Source organism: Bradyrhizobium sp. B097 (assembly GCF_038957035.1).
GTDB lineage: Bacteria > Pseudomonadota > Alphaproteobacteria > Rhizobiales > Xanthobacteraceae > Bradyrhizobium.
The window spans coordinates 8535216-8558012 of the sequence record NZ_CP152412.1 but is presented as its reverse complement, the minus strand read 5'-3'; the positions used below and the strand labels follow the sequence as shown (position 1 = coordinate 8558012).

The window sequence follows — 22797 nt, the reverse complement described above, 5'->3', positions numbered from 1 at the left end:
CGGCCGGTTCAGTCAGTCCTTCCATTGTCCCATATTGACTCCGGCGCCAATCGTTATAAAACATAACTATTCTGAATGGGAAACAATAACGCCATGGGAAACGCTGCCGACGCGGGTGATGCCTCGCTGCTCAGGATCGAGATGCGAGGGGCGGTGCTGACCATCGGGCTCAACCGGCCCGCCAAGCGCAATGCGCTGAACGACGGCATCATCCTGGCGCTGCGGGATTGCTTTTCAGCGATTCCCGACACGGTCGGCGCCGTCGTCATCCATGGTGTCGGCGATCACTTCTCGTCCGGCCTCGATCTCTCCGAACTGACCGAGCGTGACGCCACCGAGGGTCTGGTGCATTCCCAGATGTGGCACCGCGTGTTCGACCGCATCCAGTATTGCCGCGTGCCGGTGATCGCCGCGCTGAAGGGCGCGGTGATCGGCGGCGGACTGGAGCTTGCCTGCGCGGCGCATATCCGGGTCGCCGAGCCGTCGGCCTACTTCGCGCTGCCCGAGGGCCAGCGCGGCATCTTCGTCGGCGGCGGCGGATCGGTGCGGCTGCCGCGCCTGATCGGCGTGCCCCGGATGGCGGACATGATGCTGACCGGCCGGGTCTATTCGGCGACCGAGGGCGCGGCCTACGGCTTCTCGCAATATCTCACCGAAGCCGACGGCGCGTTGCCCAAGGCGCTGGAGCTGGCCGAGCGCGTCGCCGCCAATGCGCCGCTGACCAATTTCGCCGTGCTGCAGGCGCTGCCGATGATCGCCGAGGCCAATCCGCAGACCGGCCTCTTGATGGAATCGCTGATGGCGACGGTGGCGCAGAGCGACAAGGAAGCCAAGAAGCGCATCCGCGCCTTCCTGGATCGCAAGACCGCCAAGGTGAAGCCGACATGAACGCCACGCCGTCTGCGTCCGCTGCGAGTGCGCATCCGCTGCGCCCGATTTCGTTCGGCAACCCTGATGTCACCGTCGAGCGCGGCGACGACGGCACGATCTACCTCCGCCCCAAGCTCAATCTCGCCGACTATCCCGTTCGCCTCACCGACCGGCTGCATCACTGGGCGAAAGCCGAGCCGAGCCGGGTGTTCATGGCCGAACGTGCAGCCGGCGGAGGCTGGCGGCAGATCAGCTACGCGCAGTTGTTGGAGACGACCCGACGCATCGCGTCCGCGCTGATCGCGCGCGGGCTGTCGGCCGAGCGACCGATCGTGATCCTGTCAGGCAATTCGATCGATCACGCGCTGATTGCACTCGGCGCACTCTATGCCGGCATTCCGTTCTGTCCGGTGTCGCCGGCCTACTCGCTGGTGTCGCGCGACTACGGCAAGCTCAGCTTCGTCATCAAGCTTTTGACGCCGGGCCTCGTCTTCGTCGACGATGCCGACAAATTCGCCGACGCCCTGCGCGTCAATATCGGCCCCGACGTCGAGATCGCGGCAAGCCGCGGGACCGTGCCCGGCCGCGAGGTGACGCGGCTCGCCGATCTCGTGCCAACGCCGGAAGATCCGCGCCTCGACGCGACCCATGCCGCGATCGGCCCGGATACCATTGCAAAATTCCTGCTGACGTCGGGCTCGACCGGCAATCCCAAGGCCGTCATCAACACCCAGCGCATGATCTGCGCCAACCAGGTGATGCTGCGGGAGACATTGGCGTTCCTGAAGGATGAGCCGCCTGTCATCGTCGACTGGCTGCCGTGGAATCACACGTTTGGCGGCAACCACAATGTCGGGCTGACGCTCTATAACGGCGGTTCGATGTATCTCGATGAGGGCAAGCCGATGCCTGGCGGCATCGAGGAGACCGTGCGTAACCTGCGCGAGATCTCGCCGACGGTCTATTTCAACGTGCCCAAAGGCTATGAATCGCTGCTGCCCTATCTGCGCGACGACGCAGGTCTGCGGGCAAAATTCTTCCACCGGCTGCATGCCATGTTCTTCTCGGGTGCGGCGTTGTCGCCGTTCATCTGGAACAGCCTCGATGCGCTCGCGGTGCAGGAGACGGGCTACCGCGTACCCATGCTGACCGGGCTCGGCGCTACCGAGACCTCGCCGTTCTTCATGTCGGTGCGGCCCGATACCAGCCGCTCCGGCCATGTCGGGCTTCCGGTGTCGGGCAATGATGCGAAGCTGGTCCCGAACAACGGCAAGCTCGAGGTGCGCGCCAAAGGTCCCAACGTGACGCCCGGCTACTGGCGGCAGCCCGAGCTCACCGCCAAGGCGTTCGACGAGGAAGGCTTTTACAAGTTCGGCGATGCGCTGAAGCCGGCCAACGCTGGTGATCTCGCTGCCGGCTTCGATTTCGATGGCCGCATCGCGGAGGATTTCAAGCTGGCGAGCGGCACCTGGGTCAGCGTCGGACCCTTAAGGGCCCGCTTCGTCGGCACCTGCGCGCCGCTGGTGCGCGACGTCGTGATCGCGGGGCTCAACCGCGACGAGCTGGCGGCGATCGTGATCCTCGATCTCGATGGCTGCCGCCTGATCAATCCACAGCTTGCCTCTGGCGACATCGCGGCTGCGGCCAATGACCCGCTGATGCGTGCTGCCTTCCGCGAACGTTTCGCGCGGGTCCTTGCGAGCGCCACCGGTTCGTCGAACCGGATCGCGCGGGCGATCCTGCTCGACACGCCGCTGTCGATCGATCGCGGCGAGGTCACCGACAAGGGCTCGATCAACCAGCGCGCGGTGCTGGAGCATCGCACTGACATCATCGAAGCGCTCTATGCGCCGGTGCCGCCGGCATCGGTGATCAAACTCGTCTGACCATTCAAGGAGAGAATGCCATGCAGTTGAAGGACCAGGCCGCCATCGTCACCGGCGGCGCATCGGGATTGGGCGCGGCGACCGCGCGCCAGCTGGCTGCGCAGGGCGCCAAGGTCGCGGTCTGCGACCTCAACGCCAAGCTCGCCGAGAGCGTCGCCGCCGAGATCGGCGGCATTCCGGTGGTCTGCGACGTTGCCGATGCGGCCGCTGCCGAAGCCGCGGTCGCTGCTGCCGCCAAGGCGCACGGTCCGGCCCGCGTGCTGGTGAACTGTGCCGGCATCGGAGTGGCCAAGCGCGTGATCGGCCGCGAGGGGCCGATGGCGCTGGCCGACTTCGACAAGGTGATCAAGGTCAATCTGATCGGCTCCTTCAACATGCTGCGGCTGGCGACAGCAGATATGGCGAAGCTCGAGCCGCTCGCGACCGGCGAGCGCGGCGTCGTGATCTCGACGGCGTCGGTTGCGGCCTATGACGGCCAGATCGGGCAGGCGGCCTATTCGGCCTCCAAGGGCGGCATCGTCGCGATGACCTTGCCGATCGCGCGCGAGCTTGCGCAATTCGGCATCCGCGTGCTGACCATCGCGCCCGGCCTGTTCATGACGCCCTTGCTGGCCGGCCTGCCGCAGGAGGCGCAGGACTCGCTCGCTGCCGCGATCCCGTTCCCGCGCCGGCTCGGGCAGGCCGACGAGTTCGCCTCGCTGGCGCTGCACATGATCGACAATCCCTATCTGAACGGCGAAGTGGTGCGGCTCGATGCCGCGCTCCGGATGGCGCCACGCTGAAGCATGATCCGGAAGAGCGCAAAACGTCCTTCCGGATCGACCCCGGTCAATCGAGGATAGACCATGTTCGTCAATCGGCGCGACGTGCAGATCCAGTGGGGCGATTGCGACCCCGCTAACATCGTCTACTACCCGCGCTACTTCGCGATGTTCGACGACTCGACCTCGATCATGTTCGAAGCGGCCGGTTGCTCGAAACAGGACCTCGTCCACAAATACGGCCTGGTCGGCATTCCCATGGTCGACACGCGCGCGAAATTCCACATCCCGTCGACCCATGGCGACTGGATCACCATCGAGAGCCGGATCGAGAGCATCAAGCGCTCGAGCTTCGAGGTGGTGCACCGCGTGTTCAAGGGCGAGGCATTGGCGATCGAGGCATTCGAGACAAGGGTGCTGGTCGGCCGCCACCCGGACGATCCCGCCAGGCTGAAATCGGCGCCATTTCCGCAGGAGGTCATCGACCGCTTCCTGAAGGGCTGACTTGCAGCCCCTCATGACCTAAAGAAGGGGCTGAATTGGCCCGCAAAACTGGTTTAAACCCAAAAAACATATCCGCAGGGAGGAATGAATGAGGAAGGCCACTCTCGCCGCAGCAGCGCTCGCAGCTGTTTTCGCGCTGCCGGGCGCGTCCGCGCAGGCGCAGACCAATGAAATCACCATCGGCATCTCGATCTCGACCACCGGCCCCGCCGCGGCGCTCGGCATTCCCGAGCGCAACGCGCTCGATTTCGTGCCGAAGGAGATCGGCGGCGTGCCGCTGAAGCTGATCGTGCTCGACGACGCCGGCGATCCGACGGCTGCGACCACCAACACGCGGCGCTTCGTCACCGAGTCCAAGGCCGACATCATCATGGGCTCCTGCATCACGCCGACGACGATCGCAGTGTCGACGGTCGCCAACGAGGCCGGCATCCCGCATCTCGGCCTCGCGCCGTTCCCGATCAATGAGGCCCGCGCAAAGTGGTCGGTCGACCTGCCGCAGTCGATTCCGATCATGGGCAAGGTGCTCTACGAGCACATGAAGGCGCACAACATCAAGACCGTCGGCTATATCGGCTATTCGGATTCCTACGGCGATCTCTGGGTCAACGACTTCAAGGCCCAGGCCGTGCCGATGGGCCTGACCATGACCGATGAGGAGCGCTTCGCGCGTCCGGATACGTCGGTCGCGGGCCAGGTGCTGAAGCTCGTCGCCGCCAATCCCGACGCCATCCTGGTCGGCGCCTCCGGCACCGCCGCGGCGCTGCCGCAGACCGCGCTGCGCGAGCGCGGCTATAAGGGCCTGATCTACCAGACCCACGGTGCCGCCACGATGGACTTCATCCGCATCGCGGGCGCATCCGCGGAAGGCGTCATCATGTCGGCGGGCCCGGTGATGTCGCCGGAAACCCAAGCCGACAGCGCGTTGACCAAGAAGCCGGGCCTGACGCTGAACGCGGCCTATGAAGCCAAGTACGGCGCCAACAGCCGCAGCCAGTTCGCCGGCCATTCCTTCGACGCCTTCGAGGTGCTGAAGCGCATCATCCCGACGGCGCTGAAGACCGCCAAGCCCGGCACGCCGGAATTCCGCGAGGCGATCCGCCAGGCGTTCATCTCCGAGAAGGAGATCGTCGCAAGCCAGGGCGTCTACAACTGGACCGAAAAGGACCGCTACGGCCTCGACGACCGCTCGCGCATCCTGCTCACGGTCAAGGACGGCAAATACGTCCCGGCGATGTGAGCTGGTCGCGATCTGCGGAAACGAAGAGCCGGTCCCGATGAGGGGCCGGCTTTTTCTTGACCCTCCCCTCGAGAGTCATCTCATCTGAAATTGCGTAAGGTGGGCACGTTGCGCGGGCTCCCTCCCACGCAACCGGGGTCTACCCCGGTTGCGCATAGTTGATTTGCGCAAGTCGGGCAGGCCCGACTTGCGATGGGGGAGGGGTGGGGAGAGGGGTAAGCCCCGGGCAGGATGATCGACGGGATCGTCGCTATCGCAATCTCGTTCGCGCGTAGTTGAAACGCAACTGCGAGAGCATGCCGTGTGGTACCCCTCTCCCTAACCCTCCCCCGCAAGGGGGGAGGGAACCCTACAGCCGGTGATTCCCTCACATTGACCCGGTTGGCGATCCATCCGCGTACGTACCATCTGCCCTAGATCGCGCTCTCGCCTTCGAGCTGGAAGCCGAGATAGCTCGCGGCGACGCCCTTGTTGGCGGCGATGTCCCTGGCCGAGCCGCTAAGCACGAACTCGCCGAGCTCCATCACATAGGCGCGGTCGGCGATCTGCAGCGCGGCCTGGGCGTTCTGCTCGACCAGCAGCACCGAGACGCCGGCTGCGCGGAGCTCGCCGACGATGCGGAAGATGTCGGCGACGATGATCGGGGCGAGACCGAGGCTCGGCTCGTCCAGCATCAGCAATTTCGGCGCGCCCATCAGCGCGCGGCCCATCGCCAGCATCTGCTGCTCGCCGCCGGACAGCGTGCCGGCGAGTTGCTTGCGCCGCTCCTTGAGCCGCGGAAACAGCGTGTAGACCCGCTCCAGCGAGGTTGCCGCGGTTGCCTTCGCGATCCGGAAGGCGCCGAGCTCGAGATTGTCCTCGACATTCATGGTGCCGAACAATTCGCGATGCTCGGGCACCAGGCTCAGGCCCGTGGCGACGCGGTCCTCGATGTCGAGCGGCGCCATGTCGACGCCGGCGAAGGTGGTGCGGCCCCGCAGCGGCAGCACGCCCATGATGGCGTTGAGCAGCGTGGTCTTGCCGGCGCCGTTGGCGCCGATGATGGTGACGATCTCGTTCTCTGCAACGTCGAGCGAGACGCCGCGCACGGCCTCGACCTTGCCGTAGGCGATATGGACGTCGGCAACCGTCAGCAGCGCACTCATGCGGCGGCTCCGAGATAGGCCTTGATCACGTCGGGGTTACGCTTGATCGCGGCCGGCGTGCCCTCGGCGATCTTGGTGCCGAAATCCAGCACCACGATGCGGTCGGCGAGATCCATCACGAACCCCATGTCGTGCTCGACCAGCAGCACCGACATGCCGCCGTCGCGCAATTGCCGGAGCAGCGCGGCCAGCCGCTGCTTCTCCATGTGGCGCAACCCGGCCGCCGGCTCGTCCAGCAACAGCAGCATCGGATCGACGCACAGCGCACGCGCGATCTCGACGATGCGCTGCTGCCCGAGCGACAGCGAGCCCGCGAGCTGGTCGATCTGCTCGGACAGGCCGACGCGTTCGATCTGCCGCGCGGCTTCGGCCAGCAACCTCGCCTCGTCAGCGCGGTCGAGCCGCAGCATGCTGGAGATCGCCCCGGAATTGCCGCGCAGATGCGCGCCGATCGCGACGTTCTCCAGCACGGTCATGTCCGGCACCAGCTTGACGTGCTGGAACGTGCGGGCGACGCCGAGCTTGACCACCTCCTGGGGCGGCGCGTTCTCGACCTCCTTGCCCTGCACGAAGATCTTGCCGCCGGTTGCGCCCAGGACGCCGGTGATCAGGTTGAAGGTCGTGCTCTTGCCGGCGCCATTCGGGCCGATCAGCGCGACGATCTCGCGGGCGTTGACGTCGAACGAGACATCGTTCACCGCAAGCACGCCGCCGAACTGCTTGCGCGCCTTGTCGATGTGCAGCAGGACCGGAGACGTCCCCGCCGCCCGCTCGCGGTGCTCCAGCTTGACCGACGTGTCGGGCGTCTTGCGGGTCGGCTTGAACGGCAGGTGCGACATCAGCCAGGGCCAAACGCCCTGCGGCGCGAGCTGCAACAGCAGCACCAGCATGATGCCGAACACGATGGTCTCGAGCTGGCTCTGGCCGCCGAAGATGTAGGGCAGGTAGCTTTGCAGCACCTCTTTCAGGATCACGACGATGCCGGCGCCGAGCACACCGCCCCAGACGTAACCGGCGCCGCCGACGACGGCGATGAACAGATATTCGATGCCGGCCTGTGCGCCGAACGGCGTCGGGTTGGCGGCGCGCTGGAAGTGCGCGTAGAGCCAGCCGGACAGGCCGGCCAGCACCGCGGCATAGATGAACACCAGCAGCTTGGCGCGCGGCGTCTGCACGCCGAACGCCTCGGCCGCGATATGGCCACGCCGCAACGCGCGGATGGCGCGCCCGGTGCGGGAATCCAAGAGGTTCATGGTCAGGAGCGCGGAGAGCAGCACTGCGACCCAGATCGCGTAATAGATCGTGTCCGGGCTCAGCATCTTGAACGAGCCGATCGAGAGCGGCGGAATGCCCGAAATGCCGTCGTTGCGGCCGAGGAATTCCAGCTTGCTGAACAGGTAGAACAGGCCGATGCCCCAGGCGATGGTGCCGAGCGGCAGGTAATGGCCAGACAGCCGCACCGTGACGATGCCGAGCAGCACCGCGGCAATGCCGCTGACCACGAGCGAAGCCGGCAGCGTCAGCCACGGCGAGACGCCGTAGGCGGTGGTCAACACCGCCGTGGTGTAGGCGCCGAAGCCGCAGAACGCGGCCTGTCCGAACGAGGTGAGGCCGCCGACGCCGGTGAGCAGCACCAGCCCCATCGCGACCAGCGCGGCGAGGCCGATATTGTCGAGCAGCACGATCCAGAACGGCGGAATGCCCGGCAGCAGCGGGATTACCGCCATCACGAACGCGAAGATGATGAGAGGGAGCCGCTGCGTCATCGCGCTCAATCCTTCTCTTCCTCAACCTGGGGCGCTGCGAGCGAGCGCAGCACCAGGACGGGAAGGATCAGCGTGAACACGATGACTTCCTTGAAATTACTGGCGTAGAACGACGAGAAGGCCTCGACGATGCCGACCACGATGGCCGCGACCGCGGTCAGGGGATAGCTGACCAGGCCGCCGATGATGGCAGCGATAAAACCCTTCAGGCCGATCAAAAAGCCGGTGTCGTAATAGAGCGTCGTGATCGGCACGATCAGGATGCCGGAAATCGCGCCGATCAAAGAGGCGAGCAGGAATGCGATCTGGCCCGACAGCGTGGTGCGGATGCCGACCAGACGGGCGCCGAGGCGATTGACCGCGGTGGCGCGCAGCGCCTTGCCGGTCTTGGTGTAGCCGAAGAACAGCCACAGCCCCACGATGAAGCCGACCGTCAGGGCATACACAGCAAGGCTCTGGCCGGTGAAGCGCAGCGGACCCACGGTCACCGCGGCGCTCGACAGCGCCGGGGCGCGCAGGCCTTCGGCGCCGAAGAACACCAAGCCTAAGCCTTGCAGCGCCAGATGGCAGCCGACCGAGGCGATCAGGAGCACCAGCACGGAGGTGTGCGCGATCGGCTGGAAGGCGATGCGGTAGAGAAACAGCCCGATCGCCGCCACGATCAAGAGGGCCAGCGCAATGTTGACGGCAATTGGCGTATGGGGACCAACCAGCGCATAGACGAGGCCGAGCAGCGCTGCGGGAAAGACGATATTGAGCGCGACCGAGCGCAGCACCAGCCGGGCATGCAGCGCCTTGCGGGCGAAGAACAGATCGAGCGCGAACGCGACAAGGCCCATCGCGACGGCAAGGCGCACGGTGCCGGGCACATGGCCGGTCGCCAGCATGGCGTAGCTCAACGCGCCATAGGTGACGAATTCGCCCTGCGGGATCAGGATCACCCGCGTCACCGCGAACACCAGCACCAGGGCCAGCCCGAGCAGTGCGTAGATCGCGCCATTGGTGATGCCGTCCTGCAGCAGGAACAGCATGATCGTTGTGTTCAAGGCCGAGCGCTCCCCCTCAAGCGTCGGACCGCCGCAGCCGGCTGTGCCGGTCGGGTCGGCCGATATCGGCTGTTGATAGCCGTCGATATTTGATATGGTGCATAACGATTATTAGATATAATCTCAAGGTCCCCGAGCGTCCCGCGGGGTTTTTTGTACCGGGATTGCGAGCCTGGAGCGATGACTGTTTCCAAAACCGCCTCCGATGCCGTCAGATCGTCGCGGGCCCTGCGCAGGGAACCGGTCGATCCTGCCGGTGACGACAGCATGCTGCAACTGGGCGAACTGTCCGGACTGCTCGGCTATTCGTTGAAGCGTGCGCAGCTCAAGGTGTTCGAGGACTTCCTGCGCTGCGTCGCGCCGCTGCAGCTGACGCCGGCGCAGTTTTCGGTGCTGCTGCTGCTCGACAAGAATCCAGGCCGCAACCAGACCGAGATCGCCAACACGCTCGGCATCCTCAGGCCGAATTTCGTCGCCATGCTCGACGCGCTGGAGAGCCGCGACCTTTGCGCGCGGATGCGTTCCACCAATGACCGGCGCTCCCACATCCTCGTCCTGACCGACAAGGGCCGTGCCGTGCTGGCGCGCGCCAAGAAGCTGGTTGCCAACAAGCACGAGGCGCGGCTGATCGAGGTGCTCGGCCCGGCCAACCACGCCGCGTTGCTGGAGATGCTGGCGAAGCTCGCGCAGGAGTTTTGATACGTCGTCATTCCCCGGTGCGCAATCGCGCACCTGAGGGCTCGCGAAGCGAGAGCCCGGAATCCATTGCGCCGCAAGCTTCGCGGCTGAATGGATTCCGGGCTCAGCCCTTCGGGCTGCCCCGGAATGACGCGTGGATCAATCCACCAAAATCACGCGCACATCGTTGACGTTGGTCAGCGTCGGTCCCGTCAGTAGCAAATCCCCGGTCTGCGCGAAGAAGCCCGTGGCGTCATTGTTCTCAAGATAGGCCCCGGGATCGAGGCCGAGCGACTTCATCTTCGCGAATGTCGCCTGATCGATCACGGCCCCGGCGGGGTCGGTCGCGCTGCCGGCGCCGCCATCGGCACCGTCGGTGTCGGCGGCGAGCGCCGAGATGTCGGGCGTGTCCTTGAGCAGGTCGGCCAGCGCCAGCGCGTATTCCTGGTTGGGGCCGCCGCGGCCGTTGCCGCGCACCGTCACCGTGAGCTCGCCGCCGGAGATGATCGCGACGCGCTTGCCCTCGCTGCGGGCCTTCAGTGCGAGCCGCGCGTGCCCGGCCGCGACGTCGCGGGCTTCGCCTTCGAGATCGGCACCGAGCGCGATGGTCTCGTAGCCGGCGTCCTGCGCGACCTTCACCGCGGCGTCGATCGAGGCCTTGGGCTTTGCCAGCAGCTCGAACGTCGCGCGCGCAAAGGCGGGATCGCCCGGCTTGCAGCTCTCATTCCTGGGATCGTCGAGCGCGCGGCGGACCGCGTCATCGACGAAGAGGTTGTACTTCGCGACCAGCGCGCGGGCATCCGCGAGCGTGGTCGGATCCGGCACCGTCGGCCCCGAGGCGATCGCGGAGGGATCGTCATGCGGCACGTCTGATATCGCCAGCGTGACGATCTCGGCGGCGTGCTGGCCGGCACGTGCCAGCCGCCCCCCTTTGATGCGCGACAGATGCTTGCGGACGATGTTCATCTCGCCGATCGGCGCGCCGGAGCGCAGCAGCGCGCGGTTGACCTGCTGCTTCTGGGCAAAGCTCACGCCCTCGACGGGTGCGATCCAGTTCGCCGAGCCGCCGCCGGTCAGCAGCACCAGCAGGAGATCGTCGGGCGTGGCTTCCGCCGCCAGCCGCAGCGTATCGTCGGCCGCGCGCAAGCCGGCTTCATCGGGCACCGGGTGGCCGGCCTCGACCACCTTGATGCGACGGGTCGGCACGCCATGGCCGTGGCGCGTGGTGGCGATGCCGACCAGCCGCGACGGTACGAGGCCGAGCGTGTCGAGATAGTGCCGTTCCGCCGCCGCGGCCATGGCGCCAGCGCCCTTGCCGGCAGCGAGGCAGATCACGCGTCCCTTCGGCGCCGGCCGCAGCCGCGATGCCAGCACGACATCGGGATGCGCAGCCGCCACCGCGGCATCGAAGATCGAACGCAGGAAGGGACGACGGTCGGTCATGGCTATACCTTCGCGAGAGCCGGAACGTGGGTAGGCTGGCATGCTCTGTTCCCTCTCCCGCTTGCGGGGGAGGGTTAGGGTGGGGGTGCTGCCACGAGTCGTATTGCGGAGAAAGCCCCCACCCGGATCGCATCTTTGATGCGATCCGACCTCCCCCGCAAGCGGGAGAGGTAAGGGAAGATCGCGACCGCTTCGATCGAAGCAATACCCGTCCCGGCTTTAGTTTCCGCCGACTTCGCCGCTGATGACGTCGCCGAACAACTGCCAGCGCTCGCCCTTGAACTGCATCAGCTGCAATTGCTCGATCGGCTGGAAGTCGGCAGGCCCGGTCGACAGCGTCACGCCTGGCAGCAGGCCGCCCTGCGCAAACTGCTTCAGGCTTGCCGCCTGCTTCATCACATTGGCGCGGGTGAGGTCGTCGCCGCAGCGGCGCAGCACCTCGACCATGGTGGTTGCCATGTTGTAGCCGGTCATCGCCGAGGCATCGGCGCGGTTGGTGTCGGGCATGTACTTGGCGAGCAGGTCGTCGAACGCCTTCATGCCGGCGTCGTCCTTCCACTGCGGATCGCTGGCGTCCTTGGCGTAGGCCGCCGAGATCACGCCCTGCGCGTTGTCGAGGCCCGCGGGGCGCATCACCGTCGCGGTGGAGGCCGAGACGTTGGAGACGATCGTCACCGGCTTCCAGTTCATCTCGCCGAGCTTCTTGATTGCCTGGGCGCCGAATTTCGGCGTGGTGAAGAAGATGATGACGTCGGGATTGGCGGATTTCAGCCGCACCACATGGGAATCGATGGTGGGCTCGGCAACCTCGTAGCTCTCCTTGGCGGCGATCCGCGCCGGATCGCTGGCGAAGCCGTCTTCCAGGCCCTTCAGGTAGTCCTTGCCCATGTCGTCGTTCTGGTAGAGCACCGCGACCTTGGCGGCGGGCTTCTCCTTGAGCAGATATTTTGCGTAGATCCGCGACTCGCTCTGGTAGCTCGGCAGCCAGCCCATGGTCCATGGGAACGCCTTCGGATCGTTCCACTTGGTGGCGCCGGTGGCGACGAACAGCTGCGGCACCTTCTTGGCGTTGAGATATTTCTGGATCGCGGTGTTGGAGGCGGTGCCGAGCGTGCCGAACAGGAACAGCACCTCGTCGCTCTCGACCAGCTTGCGGGCCTGCTCGACCGCCTTCGGCGGCGAATAGGCGTCGTCATAGGAGATGAAATTGATCTTGCGGCCGTTGATGCCGCCATCGTCGTTGACCTTCTTGAACACCGCGGTCATCGCCTTGCCGACCACGCCATAGGCCGACGCCGGGCCGCTATAGGGCACGATGTTGCCGATCTTGATCTCGGTATCGGTCGCACCGGTGTCGTATTTCTTCTGCGCCCACGCGGCATTGCCGGTCACGGCGGCGACGGCGAGGCCGAGCAGGGCGGTTGCAATAAGGTGGCGGATCGGCTTCGGCATTTCCCGAAAACTCCTTGTTGTTGCCGGCGCGCGAGGGCGCCGGGTTCTCTTCGGTTCTTGCCGGTTTTCCTAGCGCATTGCCGGGCAAAGTGTAAGCAGGCATCGCCCGGGCCGGTCGGCCCATGGTGAATGAAAAGCCCCCTGCGACGGTATCGCAGGGGGCCAATGTCAGTCGATTGTCGGCAGGAAATCAGCCGCCGACGTCGGCGCTGATGACGTCGCCGAACAGTTCCCATTTCTCGCCCTTGAACTTCATCAGCTGCAACTGGCTGATCGGGGCGAAATCATTCGCGGCGGTGTTGATCTTGATGCCGGGCAGCAGCACTTCGGTGCGGAAGTCCTGCAGGCTCGCCGCCTGCTTCATGATGTTTTCGCGGGTGAGGTTGTCGCCGCACTGCTTGAGCACCTGGACCAGCGTCTGCGCCACGCCGAAGCCGACCACGGTGCCGCCGTCGAGCTTGTCGCCCTCGGGGAAGTCCTTGGCCATGAAAGCGTAGAATTCCTTCATGCCGGGATCATTGTCCCATTGCTTGTCGGAAGCGTCCTTCAGGTAGGCGGCGGAGATGATGTCCTGCGCATTCTCGAAGCCGGCCGGTTTGATCACGCTGCCGACCGAGGCCGACACGTTGTTGAGGAAGTGGGTCGGCTTCCAGCCGATCTCGGCGACCTTCTTGATCGCCTGCGCGGCGAATTTCGGCGTCGCGATGTCGATGAAGACGTCGGCGTTGCTGGACTTCAGCTTGACGATGTTGCTGTCGATGGTCGGCTGGGAAGTCTCGAAGCTCTCTTCGGCGACGATCATGCTGGCGGCCTTCTGGCCGAGGCCGTCCTTCAGACCCTTCAGATAGTCCTTGCCGTAATCGTCATTCTGGAACAGCACCGCGATCTTGGCGTTCGGCATGTTCTTCAGGATGTACTTTGCGTAGATCTGGGTCTCGCTCTGGTAGTTGGGCTGCCAGCCCATGGTCCAGGGAAAGTCCTTCGGATCGTTCCACTTGGTGGCGCCGGTGGCGACGAACAGCTGCGGCACCTTCTTGGAGTTCATGTATTTCTGGATCGCCGAGTTCGACGGCGTGCCGAGCGAGTTGAAGATCAGCAGCACCTCGTCGCTTTCCACCAGCTTGCGGGCCTGCTCCACGGCTTTCGGTGGCGAGTAGGCGTCATCATAGGAGATGAAGTTGATCTTGCGGCCGTTGATGCCGCCGGCATCGTTGATCTTCTTGAAATAGGCGGCCTCGGTGCGGCCGATGATGCCGTAGGCGGAGGCGGGTCCGCTGTAGGGCATGATGTTGCCGATCTTGATCTCGGTGTCGCTGGCGCCGGTGTCGTATTTCTTCTGGGCAAGCGCAGCGCTGCTGGATGTCGCGATGAGCGCGAGCGCGGCGCCGAGGACCGCAAGTCTTCTGGTGGCGGACATCTATGTCTCTCTCCCTGTTGTCAGACGATGTGTCGCGGCCCTCTTGTTTCGAGGGCTCTGTTATTTGGCTGCAATGACTAGCATTTCAGGCGGCCCGCCTCAATGGAAAGCCCCTGCGACAACGCCGCAGGGGCTCTCGTCTTTAGTCGACAATTCCGGGTTAGCCGCCGACGTCGCCGCTCAAAATGTCGCCAAAGCGCTCCCAGGTCTGGCCCTTGAAGCGGATCAATTGCAGTTGCGAGAGCGGCGCGAAATCGGTCGCCGAGGTGTTGACCTTGATACCCGGCAACAGGCCGCCGGGTTCGTAATCGCGAATGCTGGCCGCCTGCTTCATGACGTTCGCGCGGGTCAGGTCGTCGCCGCACGCCTTGAGCACATGCGCCAGGCCCTGCGAGACGATGTAGGCGTACATCACGGAGGCATCGGCGCGGTTCGCTTCCGGATAGTATTTATCGAGGAACTCGTTCCAGGCGATCATTGCCTTGTCGGTCTTCCACTGTGGGTCGGTCGGGTCCTTGAAATATTGCGACGAGATGATGTCCTGGGCGTTCTCGAAGCCCGCGGGCTTGATCACACTGCCGATCGATCCGGAGACGTTGTTGAGGAAATGCAGCGGATGCCAGTTGAGTTCGGCGTTCTTCTTGATCGCCTGCGCCGCGAATTTCGGCGTTGTGATGTTGAAGAACACGTCGGCGCCGGTGGCCTTGAGCCTGACGATGTGGGAGTCGATGGTCGGCTCCGTCACCTCGTAGCTGTCCTCGGCGACGATCATCGACGCTGCCTTGGCGCCGAGCCCGTCCTTGAAGCCCTTCAGATAGTCCTTGCCGTAATCGTCGTTCTGGTAGAGCACCGCGATCTTGGCGTCGGGCTTGTTCTTCAGGATGTACTTTGCGTAGATGATGGACTCGCTCTGGTAGTTGGGCTGCCAGCCCATCGTCCAGGGAAATTCCCTCGGGTCGTTCCACTTGGTGGCGCCGGTGGCGACGAACAGCTGCGGCACCTTCTTCTGGTTCATGTATTTCTGGATCGCCGAGTTCGGCGGCGTGCCGAGCGAATTGAAGATCAGCAGCACCTCGTCGCTCTCGACGAGCTTGCGCGCCTGCTCGACGGTTTTCGGTGGCGTGTAGGCGTCGTCATAGCTGATGAAGGTGATCTTGCGGCCGTTGATGCCGCCCTCGGCGTTGATCTTACGGAAATAGGCCTCCTCGGTCTTGCCGATCACGCCATAGGCGGACGCCGCTCCGCTGTAGGGCATGATGTTGCCGATCTTGATTTCGCTGTCGGAGGCACCGATGTCGTATTTCTTCTGCGCGGCTGAGGGGCTCGCGGTCGCCGCGAGCAATGCGAGGGCAGCCGAAAAGGCCCCCAACCGCAAACGGATAGCAGGCATTTTGATCTCCCTTGGATCACGGTGAATGTGTCACGATTTTTGGAGTGGGAGCACTTTGCGGCTCCTTTCGGCATTGAATACCTTTCGTCAGGTGCCAGCAACAGAAAGCCCCCCGCGGCGCTGCCGCGGAAGGCGTCATTTAGTCGAACGTGTTGCGAGGAAAGCCGGTGCCGCACAAGCGCTTCGCGACACACGCGAAGCGTTTGCGATGGAGGTGGTGCGTCGTCCTAGTTGCTGAGCCCGCTCGAGATGATGTCGCCGAACAGCTCCCACTTCTCGCCCTTGAAGCGCATCAGCTGCAACTGCTTGATCGGCGCGAAGTCGGTGGCCGAGGTGTTGATGCTGATGCCCGGCAGCAGCGTGCCGGGGACATAATCCTGCAGGCTCGCGGCCTGCTTCATGATGTTGGCGCGGGTGAGATCGTCACCGCACATCTCCAGCACCTGCGCCATGGTCTGCGCGGCGGCGTAACCGTAGGAGGTGGCGCCGTCGAGCTTGTTGGCGTCGGGATAGTCCTTCTTGAGGAAGGCAAGGAATTTCTCCATGCCCGGATCCTTGTCCCATTGCGGATCGGCGCCGTCCTTGAGGTAGGACGCCGACAGGATACCCTGCGAATTCTCGAAGCCGGCCGGCTGCATGACGCCGCCGACCGAGGCTGAGACATTGGCGACGAACTGCAACGGCGTCCACGCGATCTCGGCGGCCTTCTTGATTGCCTGCGCCGCGAATTTCGGTGACGTGACACTGATGAAGGTGTCGGCGCCGGCGGCTTTCAGCTTGACGATGTGATTGTCGATCGCAGGCTCCGACGTCTCGTAAGCTTCTTCGGCGACGATCATCGAGGCCCTGTCGCCGAAGGCATCCTTCAGGCCCTTGAGGTAGTCCTTGCCGAAATCGTCGTTCTGGTAAAGCAGCGCAACCTTGGCATCGGGTTTGTGCTTCATGATGTATTTTGCGTAGACCCGCGCCTCGTCCTGGTAGGACGGCTGCCAGCCCATGGTCCAGGGATAGTTCTTGGGGTCGTTCCACTTGGAGCCGCCGGAACCGACGAACAGTTGGGGCACCTGCTTCTCGTTCATGTACTTCCGGATCGAAGCGTTGGTTGCTGTACCAACCGAGCCGAACACCAGCAGGACCTCGTCGTCCTCGACCAGCTTGCGGGTTTGCTCCACCGTCTTGGCCGGCGAGTAGCTGTCGTCATAGGAGATGAACGTGATCTTGCGGCCGTGGATGCCGCCGGACTCGTTGATCATCTTGAAGTAGGCCGCCTCGGTCCTGCCGATCACGCCATAGGCCGAGGCGGGGCCGCTGTAGGGCGCGGTGTTGCCGATCTTGATCTCGGTGTCGCTGGCCCCGGTGTCGTATTTCTTCTGCGCCAGCGCGACATTGCAGCTCGTCAGGATCAGAGCCAATGCGGACAGGAGCGCCGTCAGGGACGGACGTGCGGCAGTCATGGTTTCCCCACCTCGAGTTCTTAGTTTGCAGTATTCAATACCATCGGCGCGGGGCGTCAACAAAAAGCCCCCGCGACTGTGATCGCGGAGGCTGTTGTTTTATTCCCGCAGTGCAACGTCACTCAGAGGGGACGTCGCCGGAAATGATGTCACCGAACAGTTCCCACTTCTGACCCTTGAAGCGCTGCATCTGCAGCTGGGCGATCGGGGCGAAGTCGGTGGCCGAGGTGTTGATCTTGACGCCGGGCAGCAGGGTGTCCGGCGTAAAGTCCTTCAGGCTCGCCGCCTGCTTCATGACATTGGCGCGGGTCAGATCGTCGCCGCACATTTCCAGCACCTTGGCGAGCGTCTGCGCGGCGCCATAGCCGTAGACATAGCCGCCGTCGGTCTTGTCGGCGCCCGGCATGTACTTGTCGAGAAACTCGGACCACTTCTTCATGCCGGGGTCGTTGTTCCACTGCGAGTCGGCGCCGTCCTTGGCGTAGGCCGCCGACAGCACGCCCTGGGCGTTGTCGAAGCCGGCAGGCTGCATCACGCTGCCGACCGAGGCCGACACGTTGGTGATGATCTGCAGCGGCTTCCAGCCGAGCTCGGCGGTCTTCTTGATGGTCTGCGCGCCGAACTTCGGCGTGGTGTAGATCAGCAGCACGTCGGGATTGGCGGCCTTGATCTTGACGATGTGGCCGTCGATCGACGGCTCCGATACCTCATAGCTCTCCTCCATGATGATGCTGGAGGCCGCCTTGGCGCCAAAACCGTCCTTGGTGCCCTTGAGGTAGTCTTTGCCGAAATCGTCGTTCTGATAGAGGATCGCGACCTTGGCGTCGGGCTTCTCCTTCATCAACCACTTGGCATAGATCTGCGCTTCGCTCTGGTAGCTCGGCTGCCAGCCCATGGTCCACGGGAAGTTCTTCGGATCGTTCCACTTGGTGGCGCCGGTGGCGACGAACAACTGCGGGATCTTCTTGGAATTCAGGTATTTCTGGATCGCGGTGTTGGACGGTGTGCCGAGCGGGTTGAAGACCAGCAGCACTTCGTCGCTCTCGACCAGCTTGCGCACCTGCTCGACCGCCTTCGGCGGCGAGTAGGCGTCGTCATAGCTGACGAAATTGACCTTGCGGCCGTTGATGCCGCCGCGGTCGTTGATCATCTTGAAGTAGGCTTCTTCGGTCTTGCCGATCACGCCGTAGGCGGAGGCCGGTCCCGAATAGGGGATGATGTTGCCGACCTTGATCTCGGTATCGCTTGCGCCGGTGTCGTATTTCTTTTGGGCGAATGCGGCAGTGGACGTCGCGGCAACAGCGACGATCGCCGCGGAAATCGCGGCGATCCGAACGGTAGAAAGCATAATGTCTCCTGGTTTGGTTCTAAAGATTCTTAGTTTTTCTTGAACTTTGTGGCCAGTTGCTGGGCAACGATCGCAACCTGCCTGGCGCCGTGCGGCACGAGGAAGATGACGAGGAACAGCAACACGCCGAACACAGCGCCGGAAAGGCCCTTGGAAATGCTCTCCGCCATGTTGGGCACAAAGATGATGAAGGCGCTTCCGACGATCGAGCCGGGCAGCCAGCCGACGCCGCCGACCACCATGCCGAGGAACAGTGAGATCGCGAGCTGGATGGTGTAGCCGTCGGGCGCCACGAACTGCACCGCGATGGCGCCGAGACCGCCGGCAACGCCGGTGATGCCGGCCGAGACGCCGAACGCCAGCGTCTTGTACAGCGCGACGTCGACACCCATCGCGGAAGCCGCGATTTCGTTGTCGCGGATCGCCATGAAGGCGCGGCCCGAGCGCGAGCGCAGCAGGTTCACCGAGGCGACGTAAATTCCGATCGAGACCGCCAGGGTGAAGTAGTAGAGCCACATGTCCTGCCCCATCGGCAGCCCGAACGGGGCATCCGGCTTGGTGACGACGAGGCCCTGCACGCCGCCGGTCCAGTGCTCGAAATAGCCGAGCTTGAGCAGCTGCGGCATTGCGGTGGCGAGCGCGAAGGTCGCGAGCGCCAGATAGACGCCGGATAGCCGCAGCGCCGGCTGGCCGAACAGGAAGCCGAAGCCGAAGCAGACGATGCCGGCGACCGGCAGCGTCAGGGCATAGTTCATGCCCGCATGCTCCATCAGGATCGCCGACGTATAGGCGCCGACGGCATAGAACGCGCTCTGGCCGAGCGAGAACTGGCCGCTTCCGCCGGTCAGGATGTTGAGCGCCATCACCGCAAGGGCGTAGATCAGAAGCATCGTCATCTGGAAGATGATGAAGTTCTTCACGAACAGCGGGATCAGGATCAGCGCGGCAAGCACGACCAGCGAGGTGCCGTAGCCCAGCGTCATGGCACGCTTGGGCACAGCCTCGACGGCGGGGGCTTCTGTGACGATGTCTTCAGCGGCGCTCATGATCAAACTCGCTTGACGATGGCGCGGCCGAACAGGCCTGCCGGTTTAACGACCAGGACGACGATGATCAGCGCGAGCGCGATCGGAAGTTTCAGCTCATTGCCGACGCCGGGGATGTAGGTGCCGACGAGGTTCTCGAAGATGCCGACCAGGAAGCCGCCCATCACGGCGCCGAACGGTGAGGTCAGGCCGCCGAGCACGGCTGCGGCAAATCCGTAGATCAGCACGCCGAGCATCATGTTCGGCTCGAGGAACACCACAGGGGCGATCATCATGCCGGCGATCGAGCCGATCGCGGACGCCATGCCCCAGCCCAGCGCGATCATCCAGGAGGTGTTGATGCCGACCAGCCGGGCCGATTCAGGCAGCGAGGCGGCCGCCCGCATCGCAAGGCCGACCCGGGTGAAGCGGAAGAAGAAGAACAGCAGGGCCAGCATCAGCAGCGTGATGCCGATCATGCCGGCCTGGTGGGTCGAGATCAGCTGGCTGCCGAGGAACGGCGAGGAGCCGAACGGCGTCGGATATTGCTTGATGGTGAAGTCCCAGATCAGGCCGGCGACGCTGTTGATGATCGCATACAGCGCGATGAAGCCGGCGACATTGGTCAGGATCGGCGCCTTGGCCAGCGGCTTGAACAGCAGCCGCTCGATGACGATGCCGGCGGCAAACGAAAACGCGACGGTGAGCACGAAGGCGCCCCAATATGGCACACCCCATTGCATCAGCTGCCACGACACGAAGGTCGAGAACATCGCCATTTCGCCCTGGGCGAAATTCAGATGGTCGATGGCCTGGTAGATCATCACGACCGCGAGCGCCATGCAGGCATAGATCGCGCCCGTGGCGATGCCGGCCAGGACCTGGTTGGCAAAAAGCTCCATTGTGCCAGCTCCTCAGTAGCCGAGATAGGATTTGCGGACGTCTTCGTTGTTCGCGATGTCCTTGGCATTGCCCGACATCACGATCCGTCCGGTTTCGATCACATAGGCCTGGTCGGCGAGCTCGAGCGCGAGCTGCGCGTTCTGCTCGACCACCAGGATGGTCACCTTTTCCTCGCGATTGATCTTGCCCAGGATGCGGAACAGGTCGCGCACGATCAGCGGCGCGAGGCCGAATGACGGCTCGTCGAGCAGCATCAGGCGCGGCCGCAGCATCAGCGCGCGCGCCACCGCGAGCATCTGCTGCTCGCCGCCCGACAGCGTGCCGGCCTGCTGGGTGTAGCGCTGCTTCAGCACCGGGAAATGCTCGTACATCCGCTCGATATCGGAGCCGATGGCGTTCTTGTCGGAACGGCTGATGGCCCCGAGCTGCAGGTTTTCCTCCACCGTCATGTTGGTGAAGGTGCCGCGGCCCTGCGGCACATGGGCGATGCCGAGGCGGACCACGTTTTCAGTGGAACGGGTGCCGATCGGCTTGCCCTCGAACTCGATCGCGCCGGTCGAGCGCACCATGTTGCAGATCGCCCGCAGCGTGGTGGTCTTGCCGGCGCCGTTGGCGCCGAGCAGGGTGGTCAGCGAACCCTCGTTGAGCGAGAAGCTGAGGCCGTGCAGGGCCTGGACCTGACCGTAATAGGCGCGCAGGTCCTTGACGTTGAGCATCGCGGTCATTGGTCCTTGCTCCCCAGATAGGCCTTGATGACGTCGGGGTCGGCCTGGACCTGGGCCGGCGTGCCTTCGGCCAGCTTGCGGCCGAAATTGAGCGCGACGACGTGGTCGGCGATCGACATCACGAGACCCATGTGATGCTCGACCAGCAACACCGTAATTTTCCGGTCATCGCGGATTTTGCGGATCAAATCGCCGAGCACATAGACTTCCTCGTGATTGAGGCCGCCGGCCGGCTCGTCGAGCAGCAGGATCTTCGGATCCGCGGCCAGGGCACGCGCCAGCTCGACGCGCTTCTGGGTGCCGAACGGAAGTCCCGAGACCACGGTGTGGGCGACGTCCTCGAGATCGAGATAGCCGAGGATGTCGTGCACCTTCTTGTTCATGTCGCTCTCGCCGCGGCGAACCCAGGCGAGACGCAGCGAGTCGCTGACGATGTCGCTGGAGGTGCGGGCATGCGCGCCGACGCGGACATTGTCGATCACGGAGAGATTGGGAAACAGCGCGACGTTCTGGAAGGTGCGGCCGATGCCGATCTCGGCAATCCGGTGCGGCGGCCGCGACAGGATGCTCTTGCCTTCCATCAGGATATCGCCGGACGACGGCTGGTAGAGCCGCGACAGGCAATTGAACAGCGTCGTCTTGCCGGCGCCGTTCGGTCCGATCAGGCCGAGGATCTGCCCATGGCGCATGTCGAACGACACGCCATTCAGTGCGATGATGCCGCCGAACACGACGCTGACGTCGCGAACCGCGAGCAGGGGATCATTCCCCTGCGCGAGCTGTGCCTGCGTCATCTCGTCTCGCCCGCCATCTCTGAGCGGTGCGAGCGGCCCTGCGATGGATTTCGCCGGACGCGATGGAGGCTATCTGATCCCCTCGGCCAAACGTGCAACTTTCCCTCCTACTCTAGACTTTTTGCTTTGTTCTTTTTTGGATTGCGGCGCTATTCCACCGAGCGCCTGCTCGATGTTCCTTACCATCGCGACAAGGCGAGGTCCAATGTCGTTGAGTAATCTATCTTCCGTGAAGCGGAATGCCGGCGCGCCGCAATTGAAGGCGTAAGGACCGGTTCCGTCGTTCAATTTCAACGCAACGCCGGCTGCGGCGACGTCGTTCTGCCAGTCGCCGGTCGACAGGGTGAAGCCGTGCTTCGCCACCGTCTCGCCGGAGCGCTCGATGCCGTCGCGGATCTTGGCCCAGCGGCTGCCATAGTGATCCCGCAGCTCACGCAGTAGAGCGGCACGTTCTTCGGGTGGCAATGCCCAAATATAGGCACGGCCCATCGCGGTGGTTGCGATCGGCACCCGCGAGCCGACGTCGAGCTGCACGCCGAGCGCCAGGCCGTTCCGGCTCTGGCCGAAATAGATCATGCTGTGACGGTCGCGGCCGCCGACTGCGACGGCGCCGCCGGTCGCGCGCATCACTTCTTCTCGATACGGCTCGGACAAATGCCGAACGCCGAGATTGGCGAGCGCGGCGTAGCCGAGCGCCATCGCCGACGGTGCGAGCTGATACTTTTCGAATTTCGGTACAGGTGTAAGGTATCCCAGCTTGGTCAGCGTGTAGGTCAGCCGGGAAATGGTTGGCTTCGGTAACTTGGTGCGGGCTGCAATCTCCTGATTGCCGAGCAGCCCGTCATTGGGTTGAAATGCACGCAGGACATCCAGTCCACGGGAAAGCGCGACGACGAAATTGCGATCGGTCGCTGCTTTCTTGCTGGCGCGCTTCATTCCCTGCCCTTGTC

At 64.1% G+C, this 22797-nt stretch carries 20 protein-coding genes; 6 read left to right on the top strand and 14 right to left on the bottom strand.

Annotation, left to right across the window (positions count from 1 at the left end; translation table 11 throughout):
* Positions 1 to 75: 75 nt before the first annotated feature.
* The 5 genes from AAFG07_RS39390 (at position 76) to AAFG07_RS39370 (ending at position 5261) form a co-directional block, all read left to right on the top strand.
* Entirely contained in the window at positions 76 to 888 is an 813-nt protein-coding gene (locus AAFG07_RS39390) for a crotonase/enoyl-CoA hydratase family protein (RefSeq protein ID WP_342724953.1), read from the top strand.
* A complete protein-coding gene (locus AAFG07_RS39385; RefSeq protein WP_342724952.1) occupies positions 885 to 2756 on the top strand; it encodes a feruloyl-CoA synthase in 1872 nt (623 codons plus the stop codon). The genes AAFG07_RS39390 and AAFG07_RS39385 overlap by 4 nt, the downstream gene beginning before the upstream one ends.
* A gap of 20 nt (positions 2757 to 2776) precedes the next feature.
* Complete coding sequence (locus tag AAFG07_RS39380; protein WP_342724951.1) at positions 2777 to 3538, top strand: SDR family NAD(P)-dependent oxidoreductase; 762 nt, start codon at positions 2777 to 2779, stop codon at positions 3536 to 3538.
* A gap of 63 nt (positions 3539 to 3601) precedes the next feature.
* Positions 3602 to 4021 carry a thioesterase family protein gene (locus AAFG07_RS39375; RefSeq protein ID WP_342724950.1) on the top strand — a complete coding sequence of 140 codons (420 nt, stop codon included), beginning with the start codon at positions 3602 to 3604 and terminating at the stop codon, positions 4019 to 4021.
* A gap of 88 nt (positions 4022 to 4109) precedes the next feature.
* On the top strand, positions 4110 to 5261 hold the full coding sequence (locus AAFG07_RS39370; RefSeq protein WP_342724949.1) for an ABC transporter substrate-binding protein: 1152 nt from the start codon (positions 4110 to 4112) through the stop codon (positions 5259 to 5261).
* Positions 5262 to 5674: 413 nt separating this feature from the next.
* Here AAFG07_RS39370 and AAFG07_RS39365 read toward each other — a convergent pair whose 3' ends face one another.
* The 3 genes from AAFG07_RS39365 to AAFG07_RS39355 are packed head-to-tail and all read right to left on the bottom strand — an operon-like array spanning position 5675 to position 9218.
* Complete coding sequence (locus AAFG07_RS39365) at positions 5675 to 6406, bottom strand: ABC transporter ATP-binding protein (protein ID WP_342724948.1); 732 nt, start codon at positions 6404 to 6406, stop codon at positions 5675 to 5677.
* Complete coding sequence (locus AAFG07_RS39360) at positions 6403 to 8172, bottom strand: branched-chain amino acid ABC transporter ATP-binding protein/permease (RefSeq protein WP_342724947.1); 1770 nt, start codon at positions 8170 to 8172, stop codon at positions 6403 to 6405. The genes AAFG07_RS39365 and AAFG07_RS39360 overlap by 4 nt, the downstream gene beginning before the upstream one ends.
* A 5-nt stretch (positions 8173 to 8177) precedes the next feature.
* Positions 8178 to 9218: a branched-chain amino acid ABC transporter permease gene (locus AAFG07_RS39355; protein WP_342724946.1), complete on the bottom strand. Its 1041-nt coding sequence runs from the start codon at positions 9216 to 9218 to the stop codon at positions 8178 to 8180.
* 180 nt (positions 9219 to 9398) lie between these two features.
* Between AAFG07_RS39355 and AAFG07_RS39350 the strand changes: the two genes are divergently transcribed.
* Positions 9399 to 9917: a MarR family transcriptional regulator gene (locus AAFG07_RS39350; RefSeq protein ID WP_097676731.1), complete on the top strand. Its 519-nt coding sequence runs from the start codon at positions 9399 to 9401 to the stop codon at positions 9915 to 9917.
* Between the two features lie 138 nt (positions 9918 to 10055).
* Here the strand turns inward: AAFG07_RS39350 and AAFG07_RS39345 are convergent, their stop codons facing one another.
* The 11 genes from AAFG07_RS39345 to AAFG07_RS39295 form a co-directional block, all read right to left on the bottom strand.
* On the bottom strand, positions 10056 to 11339 hold the full coding sequence (locus AAFG07_RS39345; RefSeq protein WP_342724945.1) for a glycerate kinase: 1284 nt from the start codon (positions 11337 to 11339) through the stop codon (positions 10056 to 10058).
* Between the two features lie 219 nt (positions 11340 to 11558).
* Positions 11559 to 12791, bottom strand: coding sequence for an ABC transporter substrate-binding protein (locus AAFG07_RS39340; protein ID WP_342724944.1), 1233 nt, complete (start codon positions 12789 to 12791; stop codon positions 11559 to 11561).
* A 190-nt stretch (positions 12792 to 12981) separates the two neighbouring features.
* On the bottom strand, positions 12982 to 14208 hold the full coding sequence (locus AAFG07_RS39335) for an ABC transporter substrate-binding protein (RefSeq protein ID WP_342724943.1): 1227 nt from the start codon (positions 14206 to 14208) through the stop codon (positions 12982 to 12984).
* 160 nt (positions 14209 to 14368) lie between these two features.
* Positions 14369 to 15598, bottom strand: coding sequence for an ABC transporter substrate-binding protein (locus tag AAFG07_RS39330; RefSeq protein ID WP_342724942.1), 1230 nt, complete (start codon positions 15596 to 15598; stop codon positions 14369 to 14371).
* Between the two features lie 227 nt (positions 15599 to 15825).
* Positions 15826 to 17052, bottom strand: a complete 1227-nt coding sequence (locus AAFG07_RS39325) for an ABC transporter substrate-binding protein (RefSeq protein WP_342724941.1) — start codon at positions 17050 to 17052, stop codon at positions 15826 to 15828.
* Positions 17053 to 17170: 118 nt separating this feature from the next.
* Positions 17171 to 18400 (bottom strand): ABC transporter substrate-binding protein, encoded by a 1230-nt coding sequence (locus AAFG07_RS39320; RefSeq protein ID WP_092119463.1) that lies wholly within the window; start codon positions 18398 to 18400, stop codon positions 17171 to 17173.
* Positions 18401 to 18429: 29 nt separating this feature from the next.
* Entirely contained in the window at positions 18430 to 19446 is a 1017-nt protein-coding gene (locus tag AAFG07_RS39315; RefSeq protein ID WP_342724940.1) for a branched-chain amino acid ABC transporter permease, read from the bottom strand.
* A 2-nt stretch (positions 19447 to 19448) separates the two neighbouring features.
* Positions 19449 to 20327, bottom strand: coding sequence for a branched-chain amino acid ABC transporter permease (locus tag AAFG07_RS39310; protein WP_163160471.1), 879 nt, complete (start codon positions 20325 to 20327; stop codon positions 19449 to 19451).
* A gap of 12 nt (positions 20328 to 20339) precedes the next feature.
* On the bottom strand, positions 20340 to 21053 hold the full coding sequence (locus AAFG07_RS39305) for an ABC transporter ATP-binding protein (RefSeq protein WP_097676739.1): 714 nt from the start codon (positions 21051 to 21053) through the stop codon (positions 20340 to 20342).
* Positions 21050 to 21847 carry an ABC transporter ATP-binding protein gene (locus AAFG07_RS39300; protein ID WP_050406254.1) on the bottom strand — a complete coding sequence of 266 codons (798 nt, stop codon included), beginning with the start codon at positions 21845 to 21847 and terminating at the stop codon, positions 21050 to 21052. Before AAFG07_RS39300 ends, AAFG07_RS39305 begins: the two co-directional genes overlap by 4 nt.
* Before the next feature lie 69 nt (positions 21848 to 21916).
* Positions 21917 to 22783 carry an IclR family transcriptional regulator gene (locus AAFG07_RS39295; RefSeq protein WP_097676740.1) on the bottom strand — a complete coding sequence of 289 codons (867 nt, stop codon included), beginning with the start codon at positions 22781 to 22783 and terminating at the stop codon, positions 21917 to 21919.
* Positions 22784 to 22797 lie beyond the last annotated feature (14 nt).

Coding starts and splice junctions, on each gene's coding strand:
- AAFG07_RS39305 (WP_097676739.1), bottom strand. CDS start 21,053: ATGACCGCGATGCTCAACGTCAAGGACCTGCGCGCCTATTACGGTCAG.
- AAFG07_RS39345 (WP_342724945.1), bottom strand. CDS start 11,339: ATGACCGACCGTCGTCCCTTCCTGCGTTCGATCTTCGATGCCGCGGTG.
- AAFG07_RS39320 (WP_092119463.1), bottom strand. CDS start 18,400: ATGCTTTCTACCGTTCGGATCGCCGCGATTTCCGCGGCGATCGTCGCT.
- AAFG07_RS39365 (WP_342724948.1), bottom strand. CDS start 6,406: ATGAGTGCGCTGCTGACGGTTGCCGACGTCCATATCGCCTACGGCAAG.
- AAFG07_RS39325 (WP_342724941.1), bottom strand. CDS start 17,052: ATGACTGCCGCACGTCCGTCCCTGACGGCGCTCCTGTCCGCATTGGCT.
- AAFG07_RS39310 (WP_163160471.1), bottom strand. CDS start 20,327: ATGGAGCTTTTTGCCAACCAGGTCCTGGCCGGCATCGCCACGGGCGCG.
- AAFG07_RS39295 (WP_097676740.1), bottom strand. CDS start 22,783: ATGAAGCGCGCCAGCAAGAAAGCAGCGACCGATCGCAATTTCGTCGTC.
- AAFG07_RS39300 (WP_050406254.1), bottom strand. CDS start 21,847: ATGACGCAGGCACAGCTCGCGCAGGGGAATGATCCCCTGCTCGCGGTT.
- AAFG07_RS39335 (WP_342724943.1), bottom strand. CDS start 14,208: ATGTCCGCCACCAGAAGACTTGCGGTCCTCGGCGCCGCGCTCGCGCTC.
- AAFG07_RS39375 (WP_342724950.1), top strand. CDS start 3,602: ATGTTCGTCAATCGGCGCGACGTGCAGATCCAGTGGGGCGATTGCGAC.
- AAFG07_RS39385 (WP_342724952.1), top strand. CDS start 885: ATGAACGCCACGCCGTCTGCGTCCGCTGCGAGTGCGCATCCGCTGCGC.
- AAFG07_RS39330 (WP_342724942.1), bottom strand. CDS start 15,598: ATGCCTGCTATCCGTTTGCGGTTGGGGGCCTTTTCGGCTGCCCTCGCA.
- AAFG07_RS39340 (WP_342724944.1), bottom strand. CDS start 12,791: ATGCCGAAGCCGATCCGCCACCTTATTGCAACCGCCCTGCTCGGCCTC.
- AAFG07_RS39315 (WP_342724940.1), bottom strand. CDS start 19,446: ATGAGCGCCGCTGAAGACATCGTCACAGAAGCCCCCGCCGTCGAGGCT.
- AAFG07_RS39390 (WP_342724953.1), top strand. CDS start 76: ATGGGAAACAATAACGCCATGGGAAACGCTGCCGACGCGGGTGATGCC.
- AAFG07_RS39370 (WP_342724949.1), top strand. CDS start 4,110: ATGAGGAAGGCCACTCTCGCCGCAGCAGCGCTCGCAGCTGTTTTCGCG.
- AAFG07_RS39350 (WP_097676731.1), top strand. CDS start 9,399: ATGACTGTTTCCAAAACCGCCTCCGATGCCGTCAGATCGTCGCGGGCC.
- AAFG07_RS39360 (WP_342724947.1), bottom strand. CDS start 8,172: ATGACGCAGCGGCTCCCTCTCATCATCTTCGCGTTCGTGATGGCGGTA.
- AAFG07_RS39380 (WP_342724951.1), top strand. CDS start 2,777: ATGCAGTTGAAGGACCAGGCCGCCATCGTCACCGGCGGCGCATCGGGA.